General features: G+C 50.6%; 7 protein-coding genes. 2 read left to right on the forward strand and 5 right to left on the reverse strand.

All coding sequences use genetic code 11. From position 1 onward, the window contains the following. Window positions 1-151: 151 nt before the first annotated feature. Complete coding sequence (locus DFP95_RS26885; protein ID WP_245987996.1) at window positions 152-1,768, reverse strand: alkaline phosphatase family protein; 1,617 nt, start codon at window positions 1,766-1,768, stop codon at window positions 152-154. A 177-nt stretch (window positions 1,769-1,945) separates the two neighbouring features. On the opposite strand from DFP95_RS26885, the gene DFP95_RS26890 reads away from it, so the two are divergent. After that, entirely contained in the window at window positions 1,946-2,818 is an 873-nt protein-coding gene (locus DFP95_RS26890) for a hypothetical protein (RefSeq protein ID WP_115995776.1), read from the forward strand. 130 nt (window positions 2,819-2,948) lie between these two features. Here DFP95_RS26890 and DFP95_RS26895 read toward each other — a convergent pair whose 3' ends face one another. The 3 genes from DFP95_RS26895 to DFP95_RS26905 all read right to left on the reverse strand — a co-directional run bounded on the left by DFP95_RS26895 (window position 2,949) and on the right by DFP95_RS26905 (window position 9,986). Then, window positions 2,949-7,376 carry a M20/M25/M40 family metallo-hydrolase gene (locus DFP95_RS26895; protein WP_115995766.1) on the reverse strand — a complete coding sequence of 1,476 codons (4,428 nt, stop codon included), beginning with the start codon at window positions 7,374-7,376 and terminating at the stop codon, window positions 2,949-2,951. Between the two features lie 464 nt (window positions 7,377-7,840). Beyond that, on the reverse strand, window positions 7,841-8,743 hold the full coding sequence (gene rocF, locus DFP95_RS26900; protein WP_115995767.1) for an arginase: 903 nt from the start codon (window positions 8,741-8,743) through the stop codon (window positions 7,841-7,843). Between the two features lie 52 nt (window positions 8,744-8,795). Next, complete coding sequence (locus tag DFP95_RS26905; RefSeq protein WP_115995768.1) at window positions 8,796-9,986, reverse strand: ornithine--oxo-acid transaminase; 1,191 nt, start codon at window positions 9,984-9,986, stop codon at window positions 8,796-8,798. Between the two features lie 573 nt (window positions 9,987-10,559). On the opposite strand from DFP95_RS26905, the gene DFP95_RS26910 reads away from it, so the two are divergent. Then, window positions 10,560-11,204: a GntR family transcriptional regulator gene (locus tag DFP95_RS26910; RefSeq protein ID WP_115995769.1), complete on the forward strand. Its 645-nt coding sequence runs from the start codon at window positions 10,560-10,562 to the stop codon at window positions 11,202-11,204. Window positions 11,205-11,258: 54 nt separating this feature from the next. On the opposite strand, the gene DFP95_RS26915 is transcribed toward DFP95_RS26910, so the two are convergent. Beyond that, window positions 11,259-12,479 carry an MFS transporter gene (locus DFP95_RS26915; RefSeq protein ID WP_115995770.1) on the reverse strand — a complete coding sequence of 407 codons (1,221 nt, stop codon included), beginning with the start codon at window positions 12,477-12,479 and terminating at the stop codon, window positions 11,259-11,261. Window positions 12,480-12,561 lie beyond the last annotated feature (82 nt).

Raw genomic sequence — 12,561 nt, forward strand, 5'->3', positions numbered from 1 at the left:
CAAGCCAAACTTAAACAACGCGCACCGATTGAGTATCGGCACGCGCTGGCTGCTTAGCTTTTTTTACGTGTCTACTTGACGGGGGTATGACCAGGATGTGGGGTTTTTTTCGCTCAGCGGTAGTTGTGCTCATCCCGGAAAATAAATTTGCCTACCTTCTCAGAAGCTTCAATACATACTTCTTGATATCCACGATCCGATGGTATTCCGGTTCGACTCTGGTACCGAGAATGATCATCGGAACCGTCGATTCCGTGCGATGAAGCGAGCCATGACCGCCTCCGCCCTTATGAGCGGGAGAGCTATGACCCGCTAACTCATACCCCGGTTTTGCCGTCACGATTAAAAATTCGCCTTCGTGAGAATGGAGCGCGGCCGACAGCCTGCGTAGAGCATCCGGGTATAAACCGTACTCCAGTTCTTTTTTTGCCCCCCGCCGCATATACAGTATTTTCCAATCTCCGTCCAGCGCCCAAGACTGCTTATATACATCCGTTGTCTCACCGATAGCTTTGAATCGGAGTTCGCCTGAGCTGCCGGATCGGATGACATGAACCCATCCCTTCTCCTCCCATGCGATCAGATCTATGCGGGATTCAACCTTCAGAAGCTCGGCAAAATTCCTTAAGGAAGTTTTGGTCGTCAGCTTGTACACGTAAGCCATCGTCTCGTTAACGGCCAGAACGATTTCCGTCTCCTTACTCACGGAGGAGCCTGGACGAAGAATGTTGTAATCCTTCAACAGATCCGGCATATCAATAACCGGCTCTTGTCCGGAAGGAACGATTGCAGACATTCCGCTATCTCCGATCAGAATGATGATCGCTTGCTCCAGCGCTTGTTTCTTCGACCCGAACGACTCCAACATTTCGTTAAGCTGCCCGTCCAGCTTGATCACTTCCTTCAGATCGGAAGGGCCCTCCTTGTGTAGCCGTTGATCCAGGTCTGGCAAGTAGACGTACAGAAAATCCGGCAACCGTCGCGCCTTGACCAGTTGCTTGACAGCTTCTACGCCGTACTCGTTGTTGAAGCCCATTTTACTTGCGATGCCTTCCGGCAAGCCTTTATCGGCACCGATCGGATTGGTAAAAGCCCCGAGTGCTAGCAAGTCTGGCCCCTTTACCTTTATTTCAGCCGGCAATGAAGTCGGTTTATGAAGATACGGCGGTACGGCGAGGATATGATCCGTCTTTCCGCGGTAGATCAATCCGTTAATGGACCCCGACTTGAAACCGAAGCTCGTCAATTCATCATAGATTGTGGCTATGCGCGGATTTAAGTGTTTGCCGTTGAGATGAATGATGGCATCGGTCAGCACGGGATTCACGCCGTGCCTCATGATTTCCATCGGCCCCGTTCCGTAATTGACGAGTCGATGCTCGTCGGCCGAATACCATACCAGTCCGGGAATATGATGCCCATCCGGATAGGCTCCCGTCACGATTGAGCTGTCGATGGTTACCGACATGGTCGGGAAAGAGCTGACGAGATCCTTGTAGTACCGGCCATTGTCGATCATATATCGAAAAGTAGGGAGCAGCTTCCTTTTGATTCCTTCGTCGATCGCCTGATACATCAACGAATCGGCGACGACGAGGATCACTTTCTTGGAGCTTGGCTCCCGATTCGATTTGGCTCGAAGAAGCTCGACCTCGTCGCCTTGGCGAGACTTGCCGGAGCAGCTTGAAATCACGGCAAGCACCGCTATTAACGTGCAAATTCGCTTCAACCGCATCAACGCTTGTTCACCCTTAATCCGATTAGACATCCCCTTGTTTTTTCCAGAATAGGGTCGAATCATTCACGACGGTCTAAGCGGCGTTATGACTATTGTCTAGGTTAATATCTGGACTTCGGTAAGATATCAGTTAACATCCAGAGATTTACAATAAAAACATCAAAGTCGAACGACTTCAAAGGAGAAACCGAGATGAATACCAAGGGAATGAATCGTACGATTGAAGAACCCGAATCGTCGGTCCGATTTTTCGAAGGAGAGAAGCGGTTGGTGCTTACCGGGCTACTAGGCTTTCTGCTCGCGGGGGTATGCGCGGTATGGGTAGCATTGTATGGGGGACCGGTATCGCCCGACGGAAATATTTCCAAAGCTTTTTCGTTTAATGCGGCTTTGGGAATATTCCTGCTATCGACGGCTGCGATTGCTCCATTTTCCGCAATGCGGGCAAGAGGAAGAGCATTCTTCCGTTGGTCTTACATTCTGCTTGCTCTTTATTCTTATTTTGCGGAAACCGTTCAGAATTTTCGTGGCGTGAACCCCAGGTTTGTTAAAGAAGGCACCCTCTATGACGAAATCATCGGTAATATCTTCGCTTTAGTGGCCCTGCTTCTGGTTCTGTACTATCTGTTCTTTGCTATCCAATTTTTCCGCAAGAAAGCTTACTTGCGTCGTCCGGCGCTGGTTGTAGGAATCCGATACGCCATGATCGCGGTTATGCTCTCGTTTATGGCCGGTATTTGGATTTCCGTTAATAACGGCCGAACCGTCGGCATTCACGGGAATATTATCGTACTGCACGGCCTCGGCTTCCACGCTCTGCAAGCTTTACCGCTTGTCGCCTGGCTGTCCGACCGTACTTCATTTTCGAAAGGCGCTCGCACCAAATGGATTCATTTAACCGGTATCGCATATGTGCTCGGTTTAATAGCCCTTGGTTGGCAGACCTATCTGGGTCGCGGCATCTTCGAATGGTCCACGCTCTCTTTTCTAATTTGCGCCTGTTTCCTTATTTCATTGGCGGCCGGGGCGCAAGTTCTTCGTAAACCTACCGACCCCAATGGAGTGCCACGCTCTCTCTGAATCAATAGTAACCGGGCCGATCGCCGCCATCGTAGCCATTTTGTACGAAAAAAAAGGTGCAGCCCTCATCCAAATTCATGAGGAGCTGCACCTTTTCCGTTAGTGAATGGATAATGCTATTTTATTCGATTTATTCGATACCCATCAGTCTATCGATAATCACCGCTGCTTGAGCGCGGCTGGCGATTCCCTTCGGAGAGAAGGTGTCGGCGGATACGCCGTTAATTACTCCTTCTTCCGTCAGAAGAGCAATGGAATCCTTGGAGTACGATGCCATGCTCGAGCTATCCTTGAACTTCAGAAGCGCGGCAGCCGGATCTTGGGCTTGCTTGCCCTTAACCGACTTGAGAACGTTCGCGCTTAGGATGGCCATTTCCTCCCGAGTGATCGGGCGAGTCGGATCGAACTTGTCGCCGCCTACGCCTTGAGCAAGCTTCAGCTTGACGGCGGTAGCGACGAACGAGTAATACCACGCTCCGGACGGCACGTCGCCGAACGATACGGTCGCATCCTTGTCCAGCAATCCGAACGCGCGGATCAGCATGGTCAGGAATTCGGCGCGCGTTACTTGCTTCAGCGGCTCGAACTTATCGGCGCTAACGCCGGTTACGATGCCTTTGGCGGCAAGCGATTGAATCGCGGTTATCGCCCATGTTGCTTTGCCGAGATCCTTGAAGTCTGGAACCGTCACCGGAGTCGTCGGTTCGGTCGGAGGTTCAACCGGATCTGTTGGCGGCGTTACAGGCGGTACATAGGGTCCACCGGTATAAGGCGGTTGGACGTCAACTTTCAAGGAAGCATAAACAGCTTCTGCCATCAGCCTGAATTGCGCTTGCGGGTGATCCTTGTTGAAGGAGTCGGATGCGAAGATCGTCGCGTTCAAACCGTCCTTCTTGTATGTGAAGCCAGCTGTTTTGCCCTTGGCAGCGTCCTGAGTCGGCCACCATCCAGCCACGAAGAAATCGTCGGCGTTCTTGATGGTCGCAATGACCGTTGCTCCCGTTGGTACCCCGGTAATGTATGAACCGGTATTCGTATACAGATAATCTTCCGCTTCATAAGGAGCGGTAATGATGCTGTCTTGGGACAGTTCGGCTTTGTATAAGCCTTCGTAAGCATTCTCCGTCTTGTAATCGAAGCCGGTCAGAACATTAGCGTTCTTGAATACGCTCATGCCGCTCTTGCCGAACCCGATGTATGGTTTAGCTTTGATCTGAGCTGCGTTACCCGCGTTCAGGAGTACGTCCGCTTCATCCAGTACGTTCGTAACCTTAAAGCCAAGCTGCTTCAGAACGAATTCCGGAACGCCTTTTGCCGTCGCTCCGACGGTGACCGGCTTCAATACGATCCCCGCCTGATTTCCATCGTTAGGGAAAGGAACTACCGTTAGTACATACTTGCTTAAGATCGGTGTAAGGCTCGTGGATTCTACAAGGAAATCGCCTTTCTCATAAGAGCGGCCATCGCCATTCTCAAGTAGAGTGACCTTTTTACCGGCGGCAATCAACTCATTTACTGCTTGTATCGCCGCATTACTATCGCTGCGAACGACATAATAATTAGCTTCGTCCGATACCGTCGTTCCTGGAATCGTTAACGCCGATTCATCCGTCAATTCGCTCGTCTTGCCAGTGAAAGCACCGACCACTCGAGTCTCGTAGCTATCGAAGCCTCTCATTTCGGGGAAGCTTTGAATAATGTCCGAATACATTTCCTTGAAATCGGATACGTCGAATCCATCGTATAACACGACATTCGCGAAGCCGCGGCTGGCTTGATGCATGTTAACGACGAAGGTTCCGGACGGATAAGTCGTGCTTCCAACCGTTACGCTCTCTTTCGTCCTCTCCACTTCAACCCCGTTGTGCAGCAGGTACTTCACCATTTTGTAAGCCTCGGAAGGACTCTTCTGAAGCTCCGCGTCTACCGGCAACACATAGTACTCAGGGAAGAAGTTCTCGTTGCCTGTGCGAGGACGGCCGATCTCTTCGTATTTGGCGTTGACAAGGTACTTGTCTACGGCTTTGTTATCTTCGTTGTTGACGCCGCGTTTGTAAATTTCCAGCTGATTCAGGAATAGCTCGTCTTTGTTGTCGACAAGATATTTCGTCGCTGCCAAAGCCGTGTAATATAACGCGTCGGTCGAGTCTTGGTTCAACTCGGGAATTTCGACCGTATGCCCCATCGCTCCATGGTGCATAGCGAAGACGGCAGTGTAAGCCGGGGATCCGTCATCCCATCCCGTTGCATTTGCAATCGGCTTGTAATTAGGATCTTGGGCTGCTTTCAAGCCTTCCTCGTAAGGGATGTGGAACACGTCGTATTTCGTATTGGCAACGCCTGCGCGGCCCATTAAGTTCGCTTGCTCCACCATATTGTCGATCAGAAGATCATACTCGAAATTCGGATCGTGCGGAGGCGTGCATGGTTCGATCAGGAACTCTTTGACGAAGCCATGGAAGTCAAGGAAGGTTGTCGGCATCCATTTCGCCAACTCCCCCATCACTTGCTGCGTTTCCGGCTGCGTTTGGTAAGAGTTGTCGCGGTTCAGATCGAAGCCCGCCGCATTCTGGCGAGTATTCAGGAATCGACCATCCGGATTCTCCGTATAATTCAGCAAGAAAATAACGTTGTCCAGCGCACTGTCGACATCAAGCGTAACCGTTTGAGAATTACCTTGATCATCTGTCGTCTCGTAGGAGACGGTATCCTTAGTTACTAGCGATCTAAAAATATTGATAATAGCGTCTACGCCCGGAGCTTCGTCCGGATGAATGTTGTTAATCCAGATCGGAACTTTGTAATCCGTCAACTCGCCTGATTTGATCTTCTCCTGCAGAGCTGCCGGGTTATCGTTCATTAACGGCAATATCTCGTTCAGGTATTTATCGACGGAATCTTTATCCTTCGCAACGATCGAGAAATTGATATCGCGGCCCTGCCCCGACTTACCGATAACCTTATTCTCGATGTAGCGGTCTTGCTTATCCGGGCTCGCCATGATCTCGTTGATCGCCGGCTTAATGTCGTCGTATGCGTGGTAATCGTCATAGACATTGTAAGGGACTTTGACTTTAGCCACGTTGCCTTTCTTATCCGCTACCGCTAGTATATTCGCGGCATTCAACGATTTCAGCAACGGTGGATAAAGAGTTCGGTTACCGGACATGTTCGAAGTTCCGAAAATTTGATCGAACATGACTTTCGCATGGACCTTGCCGCCTACTTCTACCGGAGTACCTACAAGTTTAATATAAGGATCTCCAGAGTAAACCTTGTCCGTACTGTTGTATTTCTTATATTCGCTGAAGTCTTTGCCGCCGTAAGTCCAAGCCAGATCCGATAACGCGGAGCCGCTTGGCAAATCGAACTCGACGTCGAATGTCCGAGTTTCCGTAATAGCTGCTTTATCATTGTCTTTATCATTATCGTTACTGACTTCATTGTTTAGCTTGAGCTCCTGCGGCTCTTGAATCTCGAGCAGGATGTTGGACAACAGTTGGGAGAATGTGCTCAAATGGTTTTCGATACGTCCCGGATAGGTTGCCGAAATGTGATCGAGAGTATCCTTCTCCGTATGCCACACTTCGCCTTCCAACTCGGTTTGCGTGTAGCCGTCCATATCGCCCAGCAACCAGTTGGTCGCTTCCAGATATCCGTATGGAATACCGGCATCCTTAAACGGAGCATGGTCGCTCCAGTCCCCGGTCGTACCGGCCGGATATTCGGGATTCACGCCCTGCTGGGTCGTCACGTCAAGATGAAGGTCCTTGGCGATGTCTAAACCCAGATCGCGAACGAAGCCCTCTGAGCCTGCGTTGCCGTAAATATGCATGTTGTCGCCTACGGCTAAGCTGTCGAGGTTGATCATCGCAATCGTGTTATCTTTGTCTTCCTGGGACATCTTGGCAACATATGCTTTCGAGCCTCTTAACCCCGTCTCTTCCGCACCGAAAGCTATGAACTTAATGGTATACGGAGTAACCTTATCCGCCACCGTCCTAGCCGCTTCCATCATGACCGCAACGCCGGAGCCGTTGTCATCGGCGCCTTTGCTTGCTGCAACCGAATCATAATGGGCTCCTACGATAACGACTTTATCGGAAGTACCCGCCTTAGTCGCGATGACATTGGATGAATTTATCGTTTTATCTTTACTCGTATAGCTGAAAGGTTGGATATCGACACCTAAACCTAGCTTGGCGAATTCGCCCGTAATGTAATCGCGAGCCGCGACATCTTCCGGACTTCCCGCTACTCTAGTACCGATCGTCGAGGATAAATAAGTGAGATATTCATAGGCAGGTATGCCTGGAGGTTGATAAACTATACTTTGAACCGAAGGAGCCTGTAGTTCGTAAGATTCCGGATCCGCAGTCGGAGTCGGCTCCGCCGACGGCGAAGGTTCCGCATCTCCGGTTGGGGACTCGTTCGTAACGATAACCGGAGCTCCGTTCCCGGTTTCCTCGGCGAATGCGTTCGGCGCGATGGCCGAAATAACGAGCGCGAACGCCAATAGCAGTGAAAGCATCTGTCTTGTCCATCTCTTCTTTTGCATGTTCTACCTCCAATTTTTGGTATAAGGATTTCGAAAAATGCTATTGAAGTGAGAGTCACTTAATAGAGGAGTAATCGACCGCGATATTTTCCAAATCCATCGACGGCGCAATGAGTCGAAATTAACCGTTTTTTCTTTCTCCATCGCACGGAATCCGACCCTCACACCAACTGTGTATACAATATACAAAATACAATATATCAAATTATGTTAGGAATCATATCATTTAAAAGAGGAGGCAACAACTGCATTTTACTAGTTTTTTAATCATTTTGAGAGACTTTCTGGACCTATCTCTTAAAATGAGTCGTTGTAACTACTTTCAATGTCATAATACCTATCATTTGTCTGGACGCGTCGTAAAACGGGAAATAACCAAGGAAAAGATCGGATTACGGCTCCGAGCTTCTTCTTGGTTATTTCCCTTGCTTGATTTATCGCGTCCTGTTACTCGCAAATATTAATTACAAAATTCGTTTACCTAGCAGCGAAGCGGCCAGCTCTACCGCATGGCGGGCCGTTCGCCTGTCGTAGTCCAGCACCCCGTTCACTTCGACGATATCCATCGACGTAATCTTGCCCGACTCGGCGAATAGCTCCATCGCGAAGTGAGCCTCGCGGTAGCTTAAGCCTCCCGGAACCGGAGTCCCTACTCCGCCTGCAACCAGCGGGTCTAGCGAATCCAAATCGAAGCTCAGATGCACTCCGTCCGTCCCCTCGCCCACGATTGCAATAGCCTGTTCCACGACCGTCTTCATGCCCAGCTTGTCGATATCGTGCATCGTGAAGCAGGCGATTCCTTCGGAGCGAATCAACTCCCTCTCTCCGGGGTCGATATCGCGCGCCCCAATGATGACCAACTTATCTTTGTTTATCAGAGTCGCGCCGGGTATATCCGTAAGCTTATACTCCGCTTTCCCGAGTGCCACCGCTAGCGGCATTCCATGCGCGTTACCGGAAGGAGTGGTCTCTTCCGTATTCATGTCGCTGTGCGCGTCGAACCAGATGACGCCGAGGTTGCGGTAGTGCGCCGTCAGCCCGGCAAGCGAACCGATCGCGACGCTGTGATCTCCTCCGAGCACGAGCGGAAAGCAGTTCGAGGAAACGGCTTGAGATACGTGCTCGCTCACCTGTCTGCTCATCTCTTGAACTTCGGCTAGATGTTTAACCTTCCCCTCTCCTCCGATGCCCGAGAAATGCTTATAGCAATCCACCTCGCTATCGCCGGCTAATTCCACTCCGATACTCTTCAGTTGATTGAGTAAGCCGGCCTTGATTACGCTTTCCGGCCCGAGCTCCGTCCCTGCTCGCCCGCCTCCCAAACCGAAGGGAACTTTGATGAGCTGCACTTTCTTATCGATGTCCATCCTTTTCTCCTCCTCCGTCCGCATTAAGGAACTTGAAATCCTATCGTAACCTTCAGCTCAGCGCTTGCTCGATCCTCGACAACGCCCAATCGATCTCCGATTCGGCGATAACGAGCGGCGGGGCAAACCGAATCGTCGTCTCGTGCGTTTCTTTGCAAAGCAAGCCGCTTGCCATTAAACGTTCGCAGAACGGCCGCGCATCTCTATCCAATTCCAAACCGATGAACAAACCTCTGCCCCGAATTTCTTTGACATACGGACTTTCTATTTCCTCTAGCTTGCTCTTAAAATAACTTCCCAATCGATCCGACCGTTCGGCGAGCCGCTCCTCTTCTACCACATCCAGTGCCGCTATCGCCACCGCGCAAGCCAGCGGATTGCCGCCGAAAGTGGAACCGTGGGAGCCAGGCTCGAATACGCCCAGCACCTCTTCGCTTGCCGCTACCGCCGAGATAGGCAATACGCCGCCGCCGAGCGCCTTGCCCATGATATAGACGTCCGCTTCGACGCCTTCCCAATCGCATGCGAATCGCCTACCCGTGCGACCGAAACCGGTCTGGATTTCGTCCGCGACGAAGAGCACGTTATTCTTCTTGCATATTTCGGATGCCGCCGCCAAATACCCGTCGGGCGGAATCACGATTCCCGCCTCCCCTTGAATCGGTTCTATGAGAAGCGCCGCCGTGCGGGGAGTGATAGCCTTCTCCAGCTCCCCCAAATCTCCGTATGGAATGAGCTTGAAGCCAGGCGTGAACGGCCCGAAGTCCTTCTTATACTCCTCCGAGGAAGAGAATGAGGTGATCGTAATCGTCCTCCCGTGAAAATTACCGCCGCAGACGATGATCTCCGCTTCGTTCGAAGGAACGCCTTTATACCGGTAAGCCCAACGCCGAGCCGCTTTCACAGCCGTCTCTACCGCTTCCGCCCCCGTATTCATCGCCAGAATCTTCGACTTTCCCGTATACTTCGCCAGCTTCTCGTAGAACATGCCGAGCGTACTGCTGTGGAATGCTCTGGACGTCAGCGTGACTTGATCCGCCTGATCCTTCAGCGCTTGAATAATCCTCGGATGCCTATGTCCCTGGTTCAAAGCCGAATAAGCGCTGAGCATATCCATGTATCGAGCTCCCTCGGGATTTTCCACCCAGACTCCTTCCGCTTTGGAGATCACGATGGGCAACGGGTGATAGTTATTGGCTCCATAGCGTTCCGAGAGCTCCATGACCGTTTGAGAATGAACCATACGACTTCACCACCGTTCTTTAATTTGTATACAAAATACTATATTCATAATTGTTTAAAAAAGAGGTCCTGGACGGACTCCGCTCCTTCCAAGAACCTACGATTGTTGCCTTTCTGCTTGTTCGGCTTGCGTGGAGCGACCTTCAGGTTCTCCATTACATTCATATGCGGCAACAGGATAAAATGTTGAAACCCCTGCCCATCTTCCGTCAAACAGAGTTCGGTCTTGTTTTACATTCCCTTCCACCCAATCTGTATACAATATACATAACACAATATACTGTTTTATGTGAGCAATTATATCATCGACTCCCCTATCAAACAACTCGTATAATAGAGATGTTAAATTTCACAAAGTTATTCTTCCCCGAAGATCATTCATCTAACATCTATGAAAACAATCATTCTTGATGTGATGCGGCTCCAATGTTAATATTATTAAATAAATTACACTCCTCCGAAATGACACAAACTCCGACGACAGCATGGGATTCAGCCGCTCTAGAGTACGGATTACGCCGTCCGCGTCCGACGGAAATTATTTTCTAAAGAGTACCGGAGAGGAGGGTCGTCGTTGGAAGCACCTAAATATCAGTCGCTTAAAGACCACGTTTATAATTACATAGTCGCGAAAATTCAAGACGGCGCGCTTCTTCCCAATCAGAAGATTAACGAAGCGGAAATTTGCAAGACGCTCGACATAAGCAGAACGCCGACCCGGGAAGCGCTCTTCCAGTTGACTAACGATAACTTGCTTGAGTACATTCCGCGACGGGGCTTTATCGTCAACCCTTTCGATGCCAAGAAGAAGCTCGACGTCTCGCAAATTATCGGGACGCTGGACGCTTTGGCAGCCTCTTTGGCAATTCCTTATCTGGAGCAATCCGACTTGAGCGAAATGATTAAGCTTGCGAAGAAAATCGACGCCCATATCGAGAAACGGGACTTTGCCGAATATTACACGGATCAATACCGCTTTCATGAGATATATATTCTCCGATGCAACAATCCGACGTTAATAGAGACGATCAACCTGCTCAAGAACAGCTTTATCCGCCAATCTTATCGCAGCGACGATAAGGAGAAGATGGCTGAGGTTCTGAAGGAAGTGAACGGGGAGCACCATCAAATTATCGAATGTTTCCAAACGAAGGACAAGGATCGACTGGATAGTCTCCTTAAATACCATTGGAGAATCATCGATTCGGAAATGCTTTAGCAGCCAGCGGCGCTTTCCATTATGTTATATCGCAAAGAAAGTCCGGCACTCGCGTTAACCGCGCGAAAGCCGGACTTTCTTCATTCCCGGATTAGTTTCGTCCATATTACGTTTTCTAAAGAGCAACAGCGCGGATAAAATCAGAAGTAAGCCGTTCGCTATGAACATCCAACGAATCGGAATCCATCCTCCCAGCACGCCTCCAAGCATCGGACCTAGCATCGTGGCCAATTGAGTCGCCGACTGATTCAAGCTGAATGCGCGTCCCCGGAAATCCGCTTCCGTCACCTTTACGATCATCGCGTTCAGAGCCGGGTACACTCCCGCGAAGAACAATCCGTACACGAAGCGAAGAATGCCGAATTCTACGTAATCGCCGATGAAAAATTGCAGAATGTTGCCGATGCCTCCGCCAAGTAACCCGATTATCAATACTTTGACGTATCCGATCCTGCCTCCGATTTTGCCCCACTGCGGAGCGGCAATGAGCGTGGCTATGCCAACTGCCGAGAAGATCAACCCGGATTGCAGCGAAGCATCGCTCTTGTCCGCTCCAAGCTGAAGCACGTACACCGTAATCAGCGGCTCCAACAGCATCACGGAGAACGTGCAGAGACCTACGAGACTAAGCAAAGTGACGAAGGTCTTGTTCCCCCATGCCGTCCGAAGATCATCGCGAATCTGGGAGCGCTTCGCCTTCTTATCGAAGTTCAACTCGTGAACGAAGAAGGTAGCGATCAATGCGGCGACGAGCACCACTCCGGCCGAGAATAGGAAGGCTTCCCGATTGCTCGTGTAGTGGCTAACGACGCCTCCGATAACAGGTCCGACGATTCCGCCCGTCGCTCCTGCCGTTGCCATGATGCCGAGCGCATATCCCGTCTCTTTCTCGGGCGTGTTGGTCGCGACGAGCGCGATCGATGCGGGAACGTACCCGGCCAGCAACCCTTGGAATACCCGCAAAACCAGGAATACATAAGGGTCGTAAATAAAGTAAGTAATGACGTACAGAGCTGCCAGACTGTAACCCGACCGGATAAGCATCGGCTTACGTCCGTATTTGTCGGCAAGCGAGCCCCAGTAGGGCGCGATGAGCGCGCTAGCAAGAAACGTGATCCCGAAGGCGAAGCCCGACCACGCTTCAAGATGGTCGTCGATTCCCAACTCGTTGTGCAGAAACAACGGGATAAACGGGATCGAGATCGAATACGCGGCGCTGCAGAAAAATACTCCGAGCCATAACACGTACAGATTCTTTTTCCATGAAAATTCCACCCGAGGTCACATCCTGATGATTGTCCGATTATCGATTACGCTTATCATAACACAATTTCCCAACGCTTAAATTTGGGTCTCC

Source organism: Cohnella lupini (assembly GCF_003386205.1).
GTDB classification, from domain to species: domain Bacteria; phylum Bacillota; class Bacilli; order Paenibacillales; family Paenibacillaceae; genus Cohnella; species Cohnella lupini.

Coding starts and splice junctions, on each gene's coding strand:
- DFP95_RS26885 (WP_245987996.1), bottom strand. CDS start 1,768: ATGTCTAATCGGATTAAGGGTGAACAAGCGTTGATGCGGTTGAAGCGA.
- DFP95_RS26890 (WP_115995776.1), top strand. CDS start 1,946: ATGAATCGTACGATTGAAGAACCCGAATCGTCGGTCCGATTTTTCGAA.
- DFP95_RS26905 (WP_115995768.1), bottom strand. CDS start 9,986: ATGGTTCATTCTCAAACGGTCATGGAGCTCTCGGAACGCTATGGAGCC.
- rocF (WP_115995767.1), bottom strand. CDS start 8,743: ATGGACATCGATAAGAAAGTGCAGCTCATCAAAGTTCCCTTCGGTTTG.
- DFP95_RS26895 (WP_115995766.1), bottom strand. CDS start 7,376: ATGCAAAAGAAGAGATGGACAAGACAGATGCTTTCACTGCTATTGGCG.